The sequence below is a fragment of the Streptomyces plumbidurans genome, assembly GCF_019857225.1.
Classification (GTDB): Bacteria; Actinomycetota; Actinomycetes; order Streptomycetales; family Streptomycetaceae; genus Streptomyces; species Streptomyces plumbidurans.
On sequence record NZ_JAFJSY010000051.1, the window covers coordinates 1 to 19,644 of the forward strand.

Annotated in this window: 17 protein-coding genes and 1 pseudogene; 12 read left to right on the top strand and 6 right to left on the bottom strand. The window is 71.9% G+C overall.

Annotated elements, in window-relative coordinates; genetic code table 11:
- The 6 genes from JYK17_RS27735 to JYK17_RS27760 form a co-directional block, all read left to right on the top strand.
- Positions 1-668, top strand: a 668-nt coding sequence (locus JYK17_RS27735) for a thiolase family protein (RefSeq protein ID WP_222811418.1), incomplete at its 5' end; no start/stop codon positions are given.
- A 71-nt stretch (positions 669-739) separates the two neighbouring features.
- Entirely contained in the window at positions 740-1,513 is a 774-nt protein-coding gene (gene pcaH, locus JYK17_RS27740; protein WP_222811419.1) for a protocatechuate 3,4-dioxygenase subunit beta, read from the top strand.
- Between the two features lie 6 nt (positions 1,514-1,519).
- Positions 1,520-2,125: a protocatechuate 3,4-dioxygenase subunit alpha gene (pcaG, locus tag JYK17_RS27745; RefSeq protein WP_222811420.1), complete on the top strand. Its 606-nt coding sequence runs from the start codon at positions 1,520-1,522 to the stop codon at positions 2,123-2,125.
- On the top strand, positions 2,122-3,480 hold the full coding sequence (pcaB, locus tag JYK17_RS27750) for a 3-carboxy-cis,cis-muconate cycloisomerase (RefSeq protein WP_222811421.1): 1,359 nt from the start codon (positions 2,122-2,124) through the stop codon (positions 3,478-3,480). The genes pcaG and pcaB overlap by 4 nt, the downstream gene beginning before the upstream one ends.
- On the top strand, positions 3,477-4,601 hold the full coding sequence (gene pcaDC, locus JYK17_RS27755) for a bifunctional 3-oxoadipate enol-lactonase/4-carboxymuconolactone decarboxylase PcaDC (RefSeq protein ID WP_222811422.1): 1,125 nt from the start codon (positions 3,477-3,479) through the stop codon (positions 4,599-4,601). Before pcaB ends, pcaDC begins: the two co-directional genes overlap by 4 nt.
- Before the next feature lie 70 nt (positions 4,602-4,671).
- On the top strand, positions 4,672-5,463 hold the full coding sequence (locus JYK17_RS27760; RefSeq protein WP_222811423.1) for an SDR family NAD(P)-dependent oxidoreductase: 792 nt from the start codon (positions 4,672-4,674) through the stop codon (positions 5,461-5,463).
- A gap of 92 nt (positions 5,464-5,555) precedes the next feature.
- On the opposite strand, the gene JYK17_RS27765 is transcribed toward JYK17_RS27760, so the two are convergent.
- Complete coding sequence (locus tag JYK17_RS27765; protein WP_222811424.1) at positions 5,556-8,240, bottom strand: ATP-binding protein; 2,685 nt, start codon at positions 8,238-8,240, stop codon at positions 5,556-5,558.
- A 550-nt stretch (positions 8,241-8,790) separates the two neighbouring features.
- Here JYK17_RS27765 and JYK17_RS27770 point away from each other — a divergent pair.
- Complete coding sequence (locus JYK17_RS27770) at positions 8,791-9,867, top strand: DUF2510 domain-containing protein (protein WP_222811425.1); 1,077 nt, start codon at positions 8,791-8,793, stop codon at positions 9,865-9,867.
- A gap of 163 nt (positions 9,868-10,030) precedes the next feature.
- Here JYK17_RS27770 and JYK17_RS27775 read toward each other — a convergent pair whose 3' ends face one another.
- Complete coding sequence (locus JYK17_RS27775) at positions 10,031-10,645, bottom strand: TetR/AcrR family transcriptional regulator (protein WP_108016107.1); 615 nt, start codon at positions 10,643-10,645, stop codon at positions 10,031-10,033.
- 247 nt (positions 10,646-10,892) lie between these two features.
- Here JYK17_RS27775 and JYK17_RS27780 point away from each other — a divergent pair, with 247 nt between their 5' ends.
- Together JYK17_RS27780 and JYK17_RS27785 are read left to right on the top strand one after the other, a co-directional pair.
- Positions 10,893-11,690, top strand: coding sequence for a phosphatase PAP2 family protein (locus JYK17_RS27780; RefSeq protein ID WP_108016108.1), 798 nt, complete (start codon positions 10,893-10,895; stop codon positions 11,688-11,690).
- Entirely contained in the window at positions 11,687-12,625 is a 939-nt protein-coding gene (locus tag JYK17_RS27785) for a DMT family protein (RefSeq protein ID WP_222811426.1), read from the top strand. The genes JYK17_RS27780 and JYK17_RS27785 overlap by 4 nt, the downstream gene beginning before the upstream one ends.
- Before the next feature lie 10 nt (positions 12,626-12,635).
- On the opposite strand, the pseudogene JYK17_RS41270 reads toward JYK17_RS27785, so the two are convergent.
- A pseudogene (locus tag JYK17_RS41270) lies at positions 12,636-12,782 on the bottom strand (phospholipase domain-containing protein); the annotation flags it as partial.
- Between the two features lie 132 nt (positions 12,783-12,914).
- Positions 12,915-14,969 carry a phosphocholine-specific phospholipase C gene (locus JYK17_RS27795; RefSeq protein WP_222811427.1) on the bottom strand — a complete coding sequence of 685 codons (2,055 nt, stop codon included), beginning with the start codon at positions 14,967-14,969 and terminating at the stop codon, positions 12,915-12,917.
- Positions 14,970-15,155: 186 nt separating this feature from the next.
- Between JYK17_RS27795 and JYK17_RS27800 the strand changes: the two genes are divergently transcribed.
- Both JYK17_RS27800 and JYK17_RS27805 read left to right on the top strand, forming a co-directional pair.
- The gene (locus JYK17_RS27800; protein WP_222811428.1) at positions 15,156-16,439 is read left to right on the top strand and encodes an MFS transporter; all 1,284 of its coding nucleotides are present in this window, start codon (positions 15,156-15,158) and stop codon (positions 16,437-16,439) included.
- Positions 16,440-16,646: 207 nt separating this feature from the next.
- Positions 16,647-16,940, top strand: coding sequence for a Rossmann-fold NAD(P)-binding domain-containing protein (locus tag JYK17_RS27805; protein WP_181362680.1), 294 nt, complete (start codon positions 16,647-16,649; stop codon positions 16,938-16,940).
- A 62-nt stretch (positions 16,941-17,002) separates the two neighbouring features.
- Here the strand turns inward: JYK17_RS27805 and JYK17_RS41065 are convergent, their stop codons facing one another.
- A complete protein-coding gene (locus JYK17_RS41065) occupies positions 17,003-17,896 on the bottom strand; it encodes an AraC family transcriptional regulator (protein WP_234548261.1) in 894 nt (297 codons plus the stop codon).
- Between the two features lie 80 nt (positions 17,897-17,976).
- Between JYK17_RS41065 and JYK17_RS27815 the strand changes: the two genes are divergently transcribed.
- A complete protein-coding gene (locus JYK17_RS27815; RefSeq protein WP_222811429.1) occupies positions 17,977-18,804 on the top strand; it encodes an NAD(P)H-binding protein in 828 nt (275 codons plus the stop codon).
- A 39-nt stretch (positions 18,805-18,843) separates the two neighbouring features.
- On the opposite strand, the gene JYK17_RS27820 is transcribed toward JYK17_RS27815, so the two are convergent.
- Positions 18,844-19,602 carry an alpha/beta fold hydrolase gene (locus JYK17_RS27820; RefSeq protein ID WP_222811430.1) on the bottom strand — a complete coding sequence of 253 codons (759 nt, stop codon included), beginning with the start codon at positions 19,600-19,602 and terminating at the stop codon, positions 18,844-18,846.
- Between the last annotated feature and the right edge of the window lie 42 nt (positions 19,603-19,644).

A 19,644-nucleotide genomic window follows, 5' to 3' on the forward strand; every position in this document is an offset into this window, starting at 1 on the left:
AGCAGCAGGACGAGTTCGCCCTCGCCTCCCACCAGAAGGCCACCGCGGCTCGCGAACAGGGCCTGTTCGACGCCGAGTTGGCGCCGGTCGCCGTCCCGCAGCGCAAGGGCGATCCGGTGGACTTCGCCGCCGACGAGTGCGTACGCCCGGACGCCTCGCTCGCCGCGATGGCCAAGCTCAAGCCGTCCTTCCGCAAGGAGAACGGCACGGTCACGGCCGGGAACGCCTCCCCCTTGAATGACGGCGCGGCCGCCCTGCTCCTGGTCGACGAGGAGGGACTGAAGGCGGTCGGCCGCGAGCCGCTCGCCCGTATCTCCGCGACCGGCGTGCACGCCGTCGACCCGCACTACTTCGGCCTGGCCCCGGTCGAGGCCGTGAACCGCGCCCTGGCCAAGGCCGGCAAGACCTTCGCCGACCTGGACGTCCTGGAGCTGAACGAGGCGTTCGCGGCGCAGGTGTTGGGCTGTGTCGCGGAGTGGCCGGAGTTCGATCCGGCGATCCTGAACCCGCAGGGCGGCGCGATCGCGCTGGGGCATCCGCTGGGTGCCTCCGGTGCCCGGCTCGCGGGCACCGTCGCCCACCAGCTCGCCGCCCGCGGCTCCGGCACCGGCGTCGCCACCCTCTGCATCGGCGTCGGACAGGGCCTGGCCCTCATCCTCGAACGCTGAACGCTGAACGCGCAGCGTTGAAGGCAGCCGGCGGAACGCCAAGGACACCCGGGAACTCCGAGGAAAACCCCATGACTCTCACGCAACACGACATCGATCAGGAGATCGCGGCCGAGCACGCCGCGTACGAGAAGCGGGTCGCCGACGGCGCCCCCGTGGAACACCACCCGCGCCGCGACTACGCCCCGTACCGCTCCTCGATCCTCCGTCACCCCCAACAGCCGCCCATCGCCATCGACGTGAGCAAGGACCCGGAACTGGTGGAGCTGCACTCCCCCGCCTTCGGGGAACGCGACATCACCGAGATCGACAACGACCTCACCCGGCACCACCGGGGCGAGCCGATCGGCGAGCGCATCACGGTCTCCGGGCGGCTGCTGGACCGGGACGGCCGTCCGGTGCGCGGTCAGCTCATCGAGATCTGGCAGGCCAACTCGGCGGGCCGGTACGCCCATCAGCGCGAGCAGCACGATGCCCCGCTCGACCCGAACTTCACCGGAGTCGGCCGTACGATCACCGACGCCGACGGCGGTTACCGCTTCACCACCATCCAGCCCGGCCCCTACCCCTGGCGCAACCACCTCAACGCCTGGCGCCCGGCGCACATCCACTTCTCGGTGTTCGGCTCGGCGTTCGCCCAACGGCTCGTGACGCAGATGTACTTCCCCGCCGATCCGCTGTTCCCCTACGACCCGATCATCCAGTCCGTCACCGACGACTCCGCTCGGCAGCGGCTGGTCGCGACCTACGACCACGACCTGTCCGTACCGGAGTTCTCGATGGGCTACCACTGGGACATCGTGCTGGACGGCCCGAACGCCACCTGGCTCGAGGAAGGGCGCTGATCCGCCATGACGAAGATCGACACGAGCAGGCCCGAGACGGTCCTGCCCACTCCCTCGCACACGGTGGGCCCCTTCTACGGCTACGCCCTGCCGTTCCCCGGGGGCGGTGACATCGCCCCGGTCGGACACCCGGACACGATCACGGTCCAGGGATACGTGTACGACGGCGAGGGCAATCCGCTGCCGGACGCCCTCGTGGAGCTGTGGGGCGCCGACCCCGAGGGCAACGTGCCGACCGCCGACGGATCGATCCGGCGGGACCCGGCCACCGGTGGCTATGTGGGCCGCAACGGCGTGGAGTTCACCGGCTGGGGACGCATCCAGACGGACGCCAACGGCCACTGGTACGCCCGCACACTGCGGCCCGGCGCCCGCGGTCGGAGTGCGCCGTACATCAGCGTGTGCGTCTTCGCGCGCGGTCTGCTGGTCCATCTGTTCACGCGGATCTATCTGCCGGGCGACGACGCGTCCCTCGCCGCCGACCCGCTGCTGTCCCGGGTGGACGCGTCGCGACGCGACACGCTGATCGCCAGGGACGACGGCCAGGGCACCTACCGTTTCGACATCCGCCTTCAGGGCGAAGGCGAAACGGTCTTCCTGGAGTTCCAGTGACATCTGCCCGTGCTTCTGCCAGGTCCGACGACCCCGGCCTGCTCGCCCCCGGGTGGGCAGGCTCCCCCACCGCGTCGGCCACCGCCGACACGGCGTATCTGCAGGCGCTCCTCGACGCGGAGGCCGCGCTCACCCGCGCGCAGGCCGCCCTGGATCTCGCCCCGGCCGAGGCCGCGGCAGCGGTGACCGCGGCGGCCGACGCCGGGCGCTTCGACGTGCGGTCCCTCGCGGAGCGTGCGCGGGCGGGCGGCAATCCGGTGATCCCCCTGGTCGCCGATCTGACGAAGGCGGTCGGCGAGGAGCACGGGCCCTACGTCCACCGGGGCGCGACCAGCCAGGACATCATGGACACGGCGACGATGCTGGTCGCCGTCCGCGCCCTGGACCTGATCCTCACCGACCTCGACCGCACGGAACGGGCGCTCGCGCGGCTGGCCGCCGAGCACCGCGACACCGCCATGCCGGGGCGTACGCTCACCCAGCACGCCGTACCGACGACGTTCGGGCTGAAGGCGGCCGGCTGGCGGTCGCTCGTGCTCGACGCCCGGGACCGGGCCAGGGCCGTACGGGACGGTCTGCCGGCCCAACTCGGAGGCGCGGCCGGGACCTTGGCCGCCTTCAGTGCGTACGGTGCCCAGGACCCGCGGGCCCTCACGGCGGCCTTCGCGCGTGAACTCGGCCTGCGGGGCCCGCTCCTGCCCTGGCACACCCTGCGTACCCCGATCGCCGACCTGGCCGGCTGTCTGGCGTTCGCGGCCGGGGCGCTGGGCAAGGTGGCCGTGGATGTGCTGGTGCTGGGCCGCACCGAGATCGCCGAGGTCACCGAGGGCAGCGGCGGCGGCTCGTCGGCCATGCCGCACAAGGCGAACCCCGTGCGGTCCACGCTGATCGCGGCGGCGGCCCGGCGGGCTCCGCAGCTCGCGGCCACGCTGTACGGCTCGCTGGCCGCCGAGGAGGAGCGGCCGGCCGGGGCCTGGCACGCCGAGTGGGAGCCGTTGCGGGATCTGCTGCGCCTGGTCGGCGGGGCGGCCCGGGACGCCGCCGAACTGGCCGAGGGGCTGCGGGTGAACGCGGACACGATGCGCGAACACCTCGGCCTCACCCACGGGTTGGTGGTCGCCGAGCGGTTGTCCGCCGAGCTGGCCCCGGTGCTGGGCCGCGCCCGCGCCAAGGAGCTGCTGAGCGAGCTGGCCGGACGCACCTACGCCGAAGGATGCTCCCTGCGTGAACTCCTGGCAGAGCAACCCGAGTTGAAGGCCACCAACCTCGATCTCGACCTCGACGATCTGACCGATCCCGCCCGCTACACCGGCTCCGCCGGAACCCTCACCGACCGTGCACTGGAGCGACGTTGACCGAGCAACTCCTCAACCACCGCGCCGAAGGGCCCGTTTCGGCTCCCCCGCTGCTGCTGGGCCCCTCCCTCGGCACGTCGTACGCCCTGTGGGACCACGTGGCGCCCGAGCTGTCCGTCGGCCACCGCGTGGTGCGCTGGGACCTGCCGGGGCACGGTGGTTCGGCGCCCGGTCTGATCGGTCCCGGCGCCACCGTCGCCGACCTGGCCGCCCATGTGCTCGCGCTCGCCGACTCGCTCGGCATCGAGCGGTTCGCGTACGCCGGTGTCTCGCTCGGCGGAGCCGTCGGGCTGCATCTCGGGGTGCACCACCCGGAGCGGGTGTCGTCGCTGGCCGTGATCTGTTCGTCGGCGCACTTCGACGGCGCGAAGCCGTGGGAGGAACGGGCCGCGCTGGTGCGGCGGGAGGGCCTTGCCTCACTGGTGGAGAGCGCCGACGCGCGCTGGTTCACGCCCGGCTTCACCGTCCCGCGGCTGGTGCGTGACCAGGCCGAGGCCGATCCGGAGGCGTACGCCGCCTGCTGCGACGCGCTGGCCGCCTTCGACCTGCGGGGCAGGCTCGCGGAGATCTCCGTGCCGACGCTGCTGATCGCCGGCCGCCAGGACAGGGCGACCCCGCCGCCGCATCTGCGGGAGATCGCGGACGCCGTCGCCGGCTCCACGCTCGTCGAGCTGCCGGGTGCCGCGCATCTGGCTCCGGCCGAGCGCCCCGAGGCCGTGCTGACCGCGCTGCGCGCTCACCTCGGCGGGGGCGCCAAGCGGGGCATGGAGGTGCGGCGTGAGGTGCTGGGCGACCCGCACGTGGACCGGGCGCAGGCCCGCCAGACGCCGTTCACCGCCCGCTTCCAGGACTTCATCTCGCGCTACGCCTGGGGCGAGATCTGGACCGACCCGACGCTCACGCGCCGCGAACGCAGCATGATCACGCTGACGGCGCTGGTCGCGCACGGCCACTACGACGAGCTGGCCATGCATGTGCGGGCGGCCCGGCACAACGGCCTGACGCCGGACGAGATCGGTGCCGTACTCCTGCAGACGGCCGTGTACTGCGGGGTTCCGGCGGCGAACTCGGCGTTCGCGGTGGCCCAGCGGGTCCTCGCGGAGGAGGAGGACGGGAGCTGAGGGTGACCCTGGTGGTCGTAGCCTCAGCAGCATCTCGCACATGCCTTCGCCGCGTGCCTACGGTGGAGGCATGTCCACCATTCTGATCACCGGCGCCACCTCGGGCCTCGGCCGCTACGTCGCCTTCGAGCTGGTCCGCTCCGGCCATGTCGTCCTCGCGCACGGCCGTGATCCCGGCCGCACCGAGCAGCTGGTCGCGGAGCTGCGCGCGGAGGGGGACGCGGAAGGCTACGTCGCAGATCTGGCCTCGTTGACACAGGTGCGCGAGCTGGCCGCGCGGGTCGCCGGTGCGCATCCCGGTCTGGACGTGCTGATCAACAACGCGGGCGTGGGAGCGGGTGCGCCCGGCTCGGGACGCGAGTTGAGCGCCGACGGGCACGAACTGCGGCTCGCGGTGAACTACCTGGCGCCGGTCGTGCTCACCCGCGCCCTGCTGCCGGTGCTGCGCGCGAGCGCACCGGCCCGGATCGTCAATGTCGGCTCGGGCGGCCAGGACCCGCTCGACTTCGACGACATCGAGTTCCGGCGCGGCTACGACGGATTCGCGGCGTACTGCCGCGCGAAGTTCGCCCTGGCCGCCCACACCTTCGCCCTGGCCGAGGAGTTGACCGGCACCGGGGTGTCGGTCAACGTCCTGCACCCCGCCACCTTCATGGACACGGCCATGGTCCGCGAGAGCGGCGTCACCCCCTGGAACACGGTGGCCGACGGTGCACGGGCCGTACTGGCCCTCGCTACCGAGGACTTGGGCACAGGCGGCTACTTCGACGGCACGGCCCGAGCACGCGCCCACGAGGCCACGTACGACCGCCAGGTACAGAAGCGCCTATCGGCGGTGACGGACCAACTCCTCGCTCTTTAGCAGGGGGTTGGTCTTTTTGGGGGCGCGGGGAACTGCGCGATCAACCACAATCGACCCGCAGACGCCAACCCACCCCAAATGGCCCGAGCCCTTCAGCGCAACCCCCGCTCCAACTCCAGCACCTGCTGCGCCTGCTCCGCCAACCCATCCGCCCCGCAAGAACGCGCGAGCGCCAACCCCCGGTTGAGCTCCGAGACCGAGCGTGCAGCGATCCCGTACTCGACCCGGGCCGCCGCGTGTTCGTACTGGCAGGGCGAGGCCTCCAGGTAGGCGACGGCCTGGGCGGCCAGCCGGACGGCGCGCTGTCCCGTCTCCAGGGCCGCCTCGCACCTGAGTGCCTCGCCGATGGCCGTGTCGGTGCCGAAGCGCTCGGCCTGCTGCCGGGCGTCCGCGGCCAGTTGGGCGGCCCTGGCGGGGTCCTCGGTGGCAAGGGCCCTGGCGAGGTTGAACGCCCAGGGGAGGACCACCGGGTTGTGGTGGCCGCGTACGGCCGCGTCCTTCTCGGCCTCCTCCAGTTCGTTGATGCCGTCCGCGGTGCGGCCCACCGCGAGCAGCAACCGGCCGCGCACGGAGCGCGGGTCGTGCATCACCATGGGCGACGGGTAGGGCGGCGCGAAGCCGTGCTGCTCGGCGATGTCCCAGGCCTCGTCGACGTGGCCCCGGGTGAGCAGGACGTCGACGAGGTTGCTGGTGGCGCACCAGTGCAGGGGCAGTCCGCGGCCGACGCCCTCGGCCAGGCTCAGCGCCGCGCGCAGGGACGCCTCCGCCTCCCTGAGGCGGCCGCGCCTGCGGTGCACGAGGCCGATGTGGGCGTGGGCCAGGGAGAGGTGGCCGCCGCTCCAGCCGGCCGTCTCGTAGGTGCGCAGGGCCTCGTTGTAGAGGCTCTCGGCGCGGTCGAGGCGGTCGGTGTAGGCGTAGGAGTTGGAGAGCATCAGCAGCAGTTCGATGCCCCACTCGGTGTTGGTCCAGCCCAGGCCCGGCGCGAGGCGGCCGTTGACGAGGGCGCGGTCGCACGCCTCGATGACCTCCTCGGCGTTCTCCCCCTGGAGCAGTGCGTCGAAGCCGCGCAGCATGAGGAGTGCGCGTTCGGAGTTGTCGCGGCCGGTGCAGGTGCGGGCGAGGGCGGCGAGGCGCTCGGAGCGTCCCGGTGTGTTGGACTCACCGGAGTGGATGCCCTCCCACATGTACTGCACGGCCTGCAGTCGCAGCTTCGCGGGACCGTCCTCGTGCCGGGCGGCCTCCGCCTCGACGGTGCGGACGGCCTCCCCCAGCTGGTCGTTGTGGAGGAGGGCCTGGGAGAGGCGGACGACGGCGTCGACGCGTTCGTCGCTGTCGAGGCCGGGCATGGCGAGCGCGGACTGCAGGTGCTCGATGGTGGTGGCGGGGGCGTCCAGGAGGGTGGCGCAGCCGAGTTCGAAGAGCACGCGCGCGTGGGACTCCGGAACGGGCGGCTCCAGCAGGGCGCGCTCCAGGCAGCGACGGGCCGCGTCGGGCGCGCCGACGGCGAGGTGTTCGCGGGCGGCCTCGCGCAGCTGCTCGACCAGTTCCTCGTCGTCGTCCGGGTGCACCTGGAGCAGATGCCGGGAGGCCATGGCGGCGCCGAGTCCGGATTCCGTGACGACCTGGGCGGCGATGCCGTGCATGGCGGTGCGCAGGGCGTCCGGGATGGAGTTGTAGACGGCGGTGGCGATCAGCGGGTGCACGAACTCCAGGTCGCCGTCGCCGATCCGGACGGCGGACGGGTCGGGTTCGGTCAAGATACGGGCGCCCTGCAGCAGTTCGGCGCAGCGCTGCGCCTCCTCGACGGACATGGTGGCGAGCTTGGCCACCAGGTCGACGGAGATGCCGGTGCCGAGGATGGCGGCCGCCCAGGCGAACCGGGTTGCGTCGATGCCCAGTTCCTCCAGGCGGGCGACGAGACCGCCGCCGCGGGCCGAGCGGTTGAGGGCGCGCAGCTCGGCGGCGGCGCCCTCGGTGGGCTCCAGTTCGCTCTCGCGGACCTTGGCGAGCAACTCCACGGTCTCGTACGGGTTTCCGCCGGTGACGGCCCATACCTCGCGGCAGAAGGGGGCGTCGGCGTGCGCGCCGAGGGTGGCGCGGGTGAGGCCGGCGGTGGCCTGCGGGGTGAGGGCGCTCAGGGTGGCGTCCGGTCCGCCCGCGCAGGCGGCGACCGCCTCCAGGTAGCGGGCGCTGTCGCCGCTGACCTCGCCGGGCCTGCGTGCCACCACGAGCAGGACGGACAGGTCGTCGAGGCGCCCGGCGAAGGCGGCGAGCCAGCGCAGCGTCTCCTGGTCGGCCCAGTGCGCGTCGTCGATCAGCAGCACCAGGGGCCAGTCGCGGCGGGCCAGCCGGCGCACCCCGGCGACCAGGCCGTCGCACACGCCCTGCGGGTCGGCCTGGCGCTCGCCCGGTTCCGTCAGTCCGAGGGCCGGGCCGGCGATGTCGTACCAGTCGCCGAGATACTCGCGGGCCTCCTCCGGCATCAGCGACACCAGCGCGGGCTGCAGCAGTTGGCGCACCACGTTGAAGGGGACGGACCTGAGGGTCTCGCCGCCGCGGGCCGACCACACGGTGCAGCCGCGGCGCTCGGCGATCCGGCGGACCTCGGCCAGCAGCGCGGTCTTGCCGATTCCGGCCTCTCCGCGGATCACCATGAGGCTGCCCCCGGACGCGCGATCGCCGCAGAGGGTGTCGAGCGCCTGTACGACGGCGGCGACTTCGCCCTCGCGCTCCCACAGGGAGGCCGAGGCGGCCTCCCCGGGCCGGACCTCCGTCATCCCGCTACCTCCCCAAGTCGCCCGAACGACGTACGGATCCCGAGCGTAGCCGTCCGGTCGCGGAAGTGGTGGCCGGTCCGGGCAGCTGTTGCCGTGATGGGTGACAGCGTGTACGGCAGGGCGACGCGCCGGGCCCGTGATCAGCCCGACAGAAGGTAACGGACAGTCAAAAGCCGGTGAAATGAAGCCCCTTCACGATCAACGCGGGATGACACGGAACGCACCCACGCCAGACCCGGCCCACCCGTCGCCCTCAACCCCGGCGGCACCGCCGACCTCACCGCCCCCGAGGGCACACCCTTCGGCAACGAGCCGGCGTACGCGCTGATCGACGCGACGGCGCGGGGGGTGCGGGGGGTGCGGCGGCGGGGGCGCCGCCCACGGCGAGGACGCGGCCGCCGGGGCTCTCATCGCAACGCACGCACGGCAGACCCGACCCGCCCGTCGCCCCAGCCCCGGCGGCACCGCCGACCTCGCTCACCGCCCATGGCGTGGGCCCCGGCGACGGGGCTCTCATCCCGCTTTCACCATGGCCTCATACGGTAGGGGCATGACGCAGGTGACTCCTCCCGGGTGGTATCCCGACCCCGGGCAGACAAGTGAGGGTCCCGCCACCGAGCGGTGGTGGGACGGCAAGGCATGGACGGACCGGACGCGACCCGCCGGGTCGGCCGCCGTATGGGGTCCCCCGGCGCAGACGCCGACGGCCGGTGCGGATCCGGCGCAGCCGGCCCCCGTGGCGGACACGTCGGTGCACCCGGCATACCCCGGGTACCCGTCGTACCCCGCCCAGCCACCGGCCGCGCCGCGCCGCGGTCTGCGCATGGGCATCGCCGTCGGGGCGGCCGCGGTCGTCCTCGCGTGCATCGGCGTGGGTGTGTACGCCCTGGCAGGCGACGACGGTTCGGGCGGCGGCACGGCCTCCCGGCAGGGGCAGGGCGGCCCAGGCGGACAGGGCGGCTCCTCGGGCGGCCAGGGAGGTCAGGGCGGCCAGGGCGGGCCGTTCGGCGGCTCCGGCGGATCGGGGGGCTCCGGTGGTTCCGGGGGTTCCGGCGGCAGCGAGTCGCCGGCTCCCGGGCAGTCCGAGGCGCCGAAGATCAGGAGCGGTTCGGTGAGCGACCCGGTCAGCGGGATCAGCCTGCCCATCCCGGACGACTGGTACGGCCAGCAGCTCTCGGTGGGCGCGCAGATCACGTCCGACCACTCCTACAAGTGCCCCGGCGACACCTCCCAGACCTGCACGAACGGCGGCGCGTACTCGGCGCCGGCGGTGGCGCTGGGCACCAAGGGCGCCTCGGCCGAGGCGGTGGCGAAGGCCGACATCAAGGCCAACGCCGAGGAGTCCTACGGCGGCCAGACCTACGGTTCGATCACGTCGCACGACGTGATCGACTCCAAGGCGGTCACCGTGGCCGGGCAGAAGGGCTACCTGGTCCGCTGGAAGGCGGTCACCAGCAAGGGCTCGGACGGCTACGTCGAGTCGCTCGCGTTCCCCTCCCCCGCGAACCCTCAGCAGATCGTCGTCGTCCGCTTCGGTGTCGACGTGGCCGAGAAGCAGACCGTCATCGACACCATCACCAAGGGCATCAAGGTGTCGACCGGAAGCGGCAACGGCCAGAACGTCTGATCCCGTACCGCCCGAAGGCGCTTCAGACAGCAATCGGCCGGGCGGCGCTCCCCTCCGCTCAAAGGGGAGCCCCACCCGGCCGGGGGGTGCGCGCCGCCCCCGTCCCCACGGTGCGGCGCGGTCGGGTCACCGTCCAGTCATCCCGTGGACGGCGGCCCGAGTCTCAGGAGAGGCCGAGTGCCGGCAGCACGGCGGCCTCCACGAAGCGGACCAGATAGTCGGGGTCGGCGTACTCCCCCTCCAGGACGGGCCTGGCCCGCATCACGCCGAACATCTGTGCCGGGACGTACGGCAGCGCCGGATGGTCGGCGGCGATCTCGCCCCGCTCCACGCCCCGCTGGAGGATCTCCTGCAGCGCGCAGATCTCCGGCTCGACCAGTGCCTCGCGCAGGGCCCGCTGCAGCTCGGGGTCCTGGGTGATGGCGTGGCCCAGCGCCTGGTGGAGCCTGGTGTCCTTGCGTCCCCACTGGGCGGCGATCCGGGCGGCCTGCCGCAGGTCCTCGGCCAGTGACCCGCTGTCTATGCCGCCGAACCTGACCTGCCGGGCCGAGCGCAGCGCGGCCGCCACGAACTGCGGCTTCGTCTTCCACTGGCGATACAGCGTCGACTTGCTGCAGCGGGTGCTCGCGGCAACGCCCTCCATGGTCACGGCGTCGTACCCGCACTCACGGATCTGTTCGAGCACGGCGTCGAAGAACTCCTTCTCACGCTCCGGCGTGATCTTGGAGCGGCGCGAGGCGATGACCGGGTCCGGTCCGTCCGCGGCCTGCGACGTCATGCGCGTTTCTCCCTCTGGTGTGGTCTTTCTCGCGTTTTCTGCGGTCTTTCGCGGCTCCGGGATTATTCCCGGCTTCCAGTGTGTCGTACCTATCGATACGCCACTGTACCGGAACGCCGACGTATCGGTACACTCTCGTATCGGAACGCATTCGTTTCGGGACGGGCGCGTATCGATGAGTTCCGGCCAGGGCCGGAGTCTCACCAAGCAACAGAACAGGTACGACGGTCAGCAAAGGGGCCGGGGGATGAACGGACGCACCAAGCCTCCGGATGCGGAGGGAGCCGACGCGGCACGGCCGCCGCTCGTGCGCGAGCTGCTGCTCGTCGCGGGGCTCTTCCTCGTCTACAAGCTCGGTCGGCAACTCGCGACGGGCCACACCGGCGAGGCCTTCCACAACGCACGCCACGTGTGGGACCTCGAACGGGCCGTGCACCTGCCCGGCGAGGGCGCGGTGCAGTCCCTCCTGCTGCACGGCGGCGATCTCGCGCAGATCGCCAACACCTATTACGCGACCGTCCACTTCCCGATCACCGCGGGCTTCCTGATCTGGCTCTACCTGCGGCGCCCCGCGCACTACGTCTGGGCCCGCCGGGTCCTCGCCGTACTCACCTCGGCCGCCCTGGTGCTGCCGTTCGTCTATCCGCTGGCCCCGCCGCGGATGCTGGCCGCCACGCATCTCGTGGACACCGCGCACGTGTACGGGCCATCGGTGTACGGCCCGCCCTCCTCGGACCATCTCTCCAACCAGTTCGCGGCGATGCCGTCCCTGCACTTCGGCTGGGCCCTGATGGTCGCGATCGGTCTGATCGTGGCGACCAGGTCCCACTGGCGCTGGCTGTGGCTGCTGCACCCGCTGGTCACCCTGCTGGTGATCGTCGGGACGGCGAACCACTACTGGCTCGACGCGATCGTGGCGACCGCCATGCTCGGCGCCGCGCTGGCACTGATACATCGCCCGCAGCGCACCGTCAGCACGGCCGGACGCGGCGGCGAGCGGCTCGCGCCGGCCGACGAGAAGGTTCTCGTGGGGGCCGGCCGATGACCGCCACCCTCGTCGCCGTCGCCCTGTCCCTGGTCTCCGCCGTCGCCTACGCGGCCGCGGCCGTGGCCCAGGAGCGGCTGGCCGCCCGCAACTCCGACTCCGGCGTACTGCGGCTGCTGGGCACCGGCGCCTGGTGGGCGTCGGTCGGGCTCAACGCCTCCGCGGCCCTGCTGCACGTCGTCGCCCTCAAGTACGGTCCGCTCACCGTCGTACAGCCGCTCGGCGCGCTCACCCTGGTCGCCGCGGTGCCGCTGGGGGCGCGGGCCGCCGGGCGCAAGGTCAGTACGGCCGAGTGGCGGGGCACCGCGCTGACGCTCACCGGACTCGCCGCCCTGCTGGTCGCCGCGTCCGGATCCGCTCCCCGGCAGGTGCTGAGCCTGACCGAGGCAGTGGCCGTCGCGGGAGTCACGGCCACGCTGATCGGTCTGCTGTCGCGGCCGGGGGCCCGGCCGGGGCTGCGGCACGCCACGGCGTCCGGGTTCGCCTCGGGGGTGGCCTCGGCGCTCACCCAGACCGTGACGGTCGCCGCGACCGACCGGTCGGGCCCCGCGCTCAGCCTCCAGGTCGTGCTGGTGGCAGTGCTGGTCGCCGCGTTCGCCGTGGGCGGGCTGTTCCTGTCGCAGACCGCGTACAAGGGCGGCCTCGGAGCCCCGCTCGCGGTGCTGACCCTGTCCAACCCGATGGCGGCCTCGGTGATCGGCCTCACCCTGCTCGGCCAGGGTCTGCGCGGCGGCGCGGCCGGCGTGCTGCTCGGCCTCGCAGGCGCGGCGCTCGCGTCATGGGGCGTCGTCCTGCTGACCCGAGTGAGTCCCACTCCGCCTCAGGAGCAGCACCCGGTGGCCGCCGTCCTCGCCCTCGAACCGCAGACAGCCACCCCGGAACCGGCGCTGGTGCCCCGGCCGTCGGCCGAGCCGGGACACCTCACACCGCTGTGAGCGACGCCGCCTAGGCGGTCAGCAGCGCCGGATCACTCACGCCCGGACGCCCGTTCTCGACATGCCCGGCGAAGCGCCGCAGGAATCCGGGATCGGCCTCGGAGGTGACCGTGAGGTCGTACCAGCGCCGACTCGCCGCGAGGTCGACGGTGTGCCGCCCTCGCGGCAGAGCAGCACCCGGTGGCCGCCGTCCTCGCCCTCGAACCGGAGACGGCCACCGCGGAACCGGCGATGGTGCCCCGGCCGTCGGCCGAGCCGGGACACCTCACACCGTTGTGAGCGACGCCGCCTAGGCGGTCAGCAGCGCCGGGTCACTCACGCCCGGACGCCCGTTCTCGACATGCCCGGCGAAGCGCCGCAGGAATCCGGGATCGGCCTCGGAGGCGACCGTGAGGTCGTACCAGCGCCGACTCGCCGCGAGGTCGACGGTGTGCCGCACCGTCGCTCCGGCCCGCACGGTGAAGGTCCGCGGCCGGCAGCCGTAGCCGCCCGTCAGCTTCAGCCGGACCGTGCCGGAGCCCTTGTTGGTGAACGTCAGCTCGACGTCCTCGCCGGTGTGCCGGGCGGTGACCTCGGGTCCGGCGGCGTTGTTCGGGCCCTTGAAAACGCGCAGGAAGCCGTTCGGACCGTGCACGGCCAGGTCGTACGAGCCGTTCGAGTAGGCCGAGTTCCAGGTGTCCGCGACCGTCCTGCCGGCCTCGGTGGTGTACGTCCACGGGCCGTCCGTGCGGTTGCCGGAGGTCACCAGGAACGCGGCGCCCGCCTTGGCCCCCGAGGCGAAGGTGAGCGTGAACTTCCCCGCGGCGGTGTCGGCCGAACCGTCCACGTACGGCGCGTACTTGAGCGGCCGCGTCGGGCGGTGACCGCGCTCCTGCCGGGGCAGGACGCCCTGGGCGGGCGGGGTCGGCACATAGTCCGGGTGCCGGTCCTTGTCCGGCGGCTGGTATCCGTCGGTGTCGGGCAGGGCGACCGGCCGGGTGTCGGTGCGGGAGAAGTCGAAGGCCGAGGTCAGATCGCCGCAGATGGCGCGCCGCCACGGCGAGATGTTCGGCTCCTCGACACCGAAGCGCCGCTCCATGAACCTGATGATCGAGGTGTGGTCGAGCGTCTCGGAGCAGACGTAACCGCCCTTGCTCCAGGGCGAGACGACGAGCATGGGCACCCGCTGGCCGAGGCCGTAGGGTCCGGCCGGGTTGCCGGCGCTGCCCTGGAACAGGTCGAGGGAGGGGTCGACGGTGGACTTGCCCTGCGCGGCGGACTGCGGCGGGTACGGCGGGATCTGGTGGTCGAAGAAGCCGTCGTTCTCGTCGTAGGTGATGAACAGCGCCGTCTTCGCCCACACCTTCGGGTCGGAGGTGAGCGCGTCGATGACCTGGGAGACGTACCAGGCGCCGTAGTTCGCGGGCCAGTTGGGGTGCTCGGTGAAGGCCTCGGGGGCGGCGATCCAGGAGATCTGCGGCAGTCTGCCGCCCTTGACGTCGGCCTTGAGCCGGTCGAAGAAGCCGTCGCCCTTGGACGCGTCGGTGCCGGTGCGGGCCTTGTCGTAGAGCGGGTCACCGGGCTTCGCGTTGCGGTACTGGTTGAAGTACAGCAGGGAGTTGTCGCCGTAGTTGCCGCGGTAGGCGTCGGGGATCCAGCCCCAACTGCCCGCCGCGTCCAGGCCGTCGCCGATGTCCTGGTAGATCTTCCAGGAGACGCCCGCCTTCTCCAGGCGCTCGGGGTAGGTCGTCCAGCCGTAGCCCGCCTCGTCGTTGCCGAGGACGGGGCCGCCGCCCTGGCCGTCGTTGCCGGTGTACCCCGTCCACATGTAGTAGCGGTTGGGGTCGGTCGAGCCGATGAGCGAGCAGTGGTACGCGTCGCAGACGGTGAAGGTGTCGGCGAGCGCGTAGTGGAACGGGATGTCCTCGCGGGTCAGGTACGCCATCGTCGTGGAGCCCTTGGAGGGCACCCACTGGTCGTACTTGCCCCCGTTGAAGGCGGCGTGTCCGTCGTTCCAGCCGTGCGGGAGGTCCTGGATGAAGGCCAGGCCCAGGTCGTCGGCGTCGGGGTGGAAGGGCAGGACCTCCTTGCCGCCCGCGTCCTTCTGGTGCCACACCGACGTACCGTCGGGCCAGGTCACCGGGCGCGGGTCGCCGAAGCCACGGACGCCTCTGAGGGAACCGAAGTAGTGGTCAAAGGAACGGTTCTCCTGCATCAGGACGACGATGTGCTCGACGTCCTCGATGGACCCCGTGCGGTGGTTCGCGGGCAGCGCGGCGGCACGCTGGATGCTGTTCGACAGCGCGGTGAACGCGGTGGTCGCGCCCGCGAGTTGCAGGAATCGGCGCCGATTGACTTCGGGCATGGGTGGGTGCCTCTCATCCTGGTGCGGATGGCCGGAACATGACGCAATGCGCGCGGAGCGAGTGTTCCAAGAGCAACAAACGTCAGGGAAGGGTCCGATGGCGCCAATGTGAAAGTCGTCGGTACGAGCGGTGTGCTGAGGCGGGGGTGAGGTGTGCCGGGTCCGTCCGCCGGGGAGGTCGCGATCATGACTCAGACGCGCTCGGCACCTCCGACGACCGGACGCCCCGTACGACAGCTGTTCGCCGCGTCGGTGGGCAACGCCGTGGAGTGGTACGACTGGTACGCCTACACGTTCCTCGCCACGTACATCGCCGCCGCGGTCTTCCCCAAGAGCGCGTCCGACTCCCTGGTCCCGCTGCTGTCGACGTTCGCGGTGTTCGCGGTCGGGTTCTTCATGCGGCCCGTCGGCGGACTGCTGATGGGAGCGATCGCGGACCGGCACGGGCGGCGCTCCGCCCTGACGGTCACCATCCTGCTGATGGGCGGCAGCAGTCTGCTGGTCGGTCTGACCCCGACGTACGCGGCGGCCGGCGTCCTGGCCCCGGTGATCCTGGTCCTCGCCCGGCTGCTCCAAGGCCTGTCCGTGGGCGGGGAGTTCGCGGCCTCGACGACCTTCCTGGTGGAGTCTGCGGGCCCCGGGCGGCGCGGGCTGTTCTCCAGCTTCCAGTACGTGTCGACGACCGCGGGACAGCTGGTCGCCTCGGGGATCGCGACCTTGCTGGTGGACACCCTGGCCGACCCGTCGATGGACGGCTGGGGGTGGCGCGTTCCTTTCGCCTTCGGCGCCGTACTGAGTCTTGTCGGCTTCTGGATCCGCCGGGGAGCCATCGAGACGCGCAGCGAGGAGCAGCAACGCGCCCCGCACCCGGGCCTGTTCGAGGCGCTGCGCCGGCACCCGCGCGAGTCGCTCCTCATCTGCGGGATCACCGCGGGCGGCACGATCGCGTACTACACCTGGACCTCGTACCTGCCGACGTACGCCGAACTCAACGCGGGCGTCGCCAAGTCCGACGCGCTGCTCGCGGGCACGATCTCGCTTGCCTTCTTCGGTCTGCTCCAGCCCCTCGGTGGATGGCTCTCCGACCGCTTCGGCCGCCGCCCCCTTCTCCTCCTCTTCGGTCTGGGCTTCGCCCTGCTCGGCGTGCCCCTGCTGCACTCCCTGCGCGACTCCTTCGCGGTGCTGCTGCTCGTGCAGTGCGCGGGCATGGTCCTGCTGACCGGCTTCACGTCGATCAGCGCGGCGGTGAACGCCGAGGTGTTCCCGCCCCGGGTCCGCGCGGCGGGCATAGGCTTCCCGTACTCCCTGACGGTCGCTCTCTTCGGCGGCACGGCACCCTATGTGGGCACGCTCTTCAAGGAGTTGGGCCACTCAGGGCTGTTCCCCTGGTACGTGGCGGCGCTCTGCCTGCTGTCGTCACTGGTGTATCTGCGGCTGCCGGAGACGGCGCACCGGGAGCTGGAGCGCTGACCGCGGCTCGCCTTCGACGGGCCTCAGAGATTTCGCGGTGCCTGCGTCGCGTCGGCGCCCTTGGCTTCACCGTCTCGCCCCGGACTGTTCCAGCTCTCGAATCGTCAACATCAGCTCGGTCGCCGGTTTCACCGGCTCCCCCGGTGCGGAAGTAGCCGGGTTCGACGATGGTCACGTGCACGTCGAGCGGGGCGAGTGCGCTGCGCAGTGCCGGACTTACTCGACTCCAGCAGTCTGCGCACCACCCCTCACCGCATCCCCGACTACGCCGTCACCGCCGGCGCCTCACGTGAACGCGCCCGTGCCGCCAACCACGCCCAGACCGGAGACCCCGCCAAGGCCGCGGCCGCCATCGTCGACCTCTCTGCCCACAGCAACCCCCCGCTCCGTCTCCAGCTCGGCGCCGACTGCGTGCAAAGGGTCCAGGACAAGCTCAGGACGGTCCGGGCCGAGCTCGACACCTGGCGGCATGTGGCCGAGGCAACGGCGTACACCCGGTGACCCGACCGCAGCACCAACTACCCGTTCCCCATGGGTAGTTCGGTTTGTCGCGACAACCAGGTTCAGTGACGGCGGGCGGTGCGCCACTGTCCGGGCGCGAGGCCGTGGGCGCGCCGGAAGGCGGTGGCGAAGGCGAACTCGTTCGTGTAGCCCACGCGTGCCGCCACGGAAGCCAAGGGGGCGTCCGTACGCAGCAGCAGGTCTTCGGCGTACCCCATCCGCAGCTGGGTCACGTAGGCACCGGGACTCTGGCCGATCACCTTCCTGAAGGTGGCGGTGAACGCGGCCCGGGACATGGCCGCGGTGTGCGCCATGACCTCCAGGGTCCACTTGCGCTCCGGTCGTTCATGGACCTCCTGCATCACCCGTGCGAGGCCCTCATGGGCCAGCGCCCGGTACCACCCGGGCGCGTGACCGCGGTCCTGCCGCCACCAACTGCGCAGCGCGTACACCAGGTTGAGATCCAGGAGTCGGTCGAGAAGGGCCTGCTGCCCGGTCTCGTCGGCATCGGCCTCCGCGGCCAGCAGGCCGATCGCGTCGCGGTGCCGGGCCGTCTGTTCGTCCGGTGGGATGCGCACGAATCGGGGCAGCGACTCCAGCAGGCTCCTTCCCACGCTGCCCTCGACCACGTACGCCCCGCACAGGACGGTGGCGGCGTCTCCGGGCCCCCGGTCACTGCCTCGGCGGCGGGCGTCGGTGATCGTCTCGGCGTCGGCACCGATCTCGCTGACGATCCGATACGGATCTCCCTGCGTGGCGAGAACGACATCGCCGGCGTCGAGACGGATCGGTTCTTCCTCGCGAGCGCTGAGCCAGGCCGTGCCCTCCAGAAGGATGTGCGCGGTCAGGGGACGCCGGCCGGAGAACTCCAGCCCCCATGGCGCGACGCGACGCAGGGTGGAGAACACCGCACCACGCGCCCGGGCGCGGGCGAGCTGGTCGCTGAGAACATCCACCCCGTCAGCGTAGACGAACACGAATGTTTTCTCGTCGATCACCTATCCATCATCTGCGGTGGGGTGCCTAGCGTGGGGGTATGGCACAGATCGTCGTATTGGGCGGAAAAGGGAAGGTCGGGCGGCGCCTGACCGAGACGTTGACCCGGCAGGGACACGAAGCGACGGCGGCGAGCCGGAGTTCGCGGGTGCGGTTCGACTGGCATGACGCCTCCACCTGGGCGGCGGCGGTCGGCGACGCCGAGAGTGTGTTCGTCGTCGGCCCGGGATCCGCGCGGGACTGGAACGGCCTCCTGGCCCGCTTCCTCGACGTCGCGGCCTCGGCGGGCGTCCGGCATGCGGTGCTGTTGTCGGCCCGTGGGGTGGAGTTCCTTCCCGGCGGTGCGGTCGACCTCGCCGAACGGGCGCTGGAGGCGGGGCCGGTTCCGTGGACGGTGCTGCGTCCCTCGCACTTCGCGCAGAACTTCACCGAGGCGATGTTCGCCCCGGTGGACGGGGTGATCTCCGCGCCGGTGGGCACTGCTGCCGAGCCGTTCATCGATGTGCGGGATCTCGCCGAGACCGCTGCCAGGATCCTGGTGGAGCGAGCGTGCGTGGGTTGGCGGATCGCTCTGTCCGGGCCCACTGCGGTGTCCTTCGAGGAGGCCGCGGCGGTCCTTTCGGCCGCCTCGGGCGTCAAGGTGCGCTTCGAACCCGAGGATCCGGCCACGCACATGGCCCGGCTGCGGGCGGCCGGCACGCCGGAAGGCTATGTGGAGTGGCGGATGGCGATGCTGGAGGGAATCCGCACGGGCGCCGACGCGTATGTCTCCGACGGAGTCGAGCAGGTCCTGGGCCGCCCGGCGACCACGTTCACCGCCTGGGCCGCCCGCGAAGTGCCCACGGCGGCGTGGACCACCGGCGCCTGAAGCAGGCCCGGCGCCCCGCATCCCGATGCGGGGCTCGCGTCACTGGGCAGGGAAGGTCGTGGAGAGGAAGTCGATCAGCAGGCGGGTGACCTCGTCGGGCCGCTCCAGGGAGGGGAAGTGACCCGCCCAGGGCAGTTCGAGGTGACGGGCGCCGGGGATTTGTCCCGGCAGGCCGACGGCGATCTCCCGGAAGTCCGCGAGGTCATGCGCACCGGACACCGCCAGACAGGGAGCCGTGATCCTGGCCAGATCCACCGGGACACCGGCCGAGGCGAACCTGGCCGCCCGCTGTGTATCCAGGGCGTGCCGTTGCATCACGCGGACCAACTGCCGTGCTTCCGGCTTGGCCTCGGGTCCCATCCATGTCGCGAGGTTCAACTGCACCGCTCCAGCGACGTCGTCCGCTGCCAAAAGCGCGTTCTCACGTTCGATGAACGCCCGCAGCTCGGGCCCCGGAACATGTCCCGGCATCCCGGCACAGAGCAGAACGAGAGAAGCGACGGCGTCGGTCCGGGTTGCCGCCACTTCCAGGGCCACCTCACCACCGTGCGAAGAGCCGATCAGGGCGTACCGCTCGCACTCCAGGTGGTCCAGGAGGTCGCAGACATCCCCGGCGTCGCTGTACGGCCGATCCGCGACCGGTGTCTCGCCGAAGCCCCGGAAGTCGAACCGCACCACGCGATAACCCGCCTCGGTCAGCCCCGGCACCTGCGGGTCCCACATGCGCCGGTCACACACGGAGGAGTGCAGCAGCACCACGGTGGGCCCATCGCCGTGGATGTCGTACGAGAGTGTCATGTCACCGACGCTAGTCCCCCGACCGGTTCCGGGGTGCGGGCA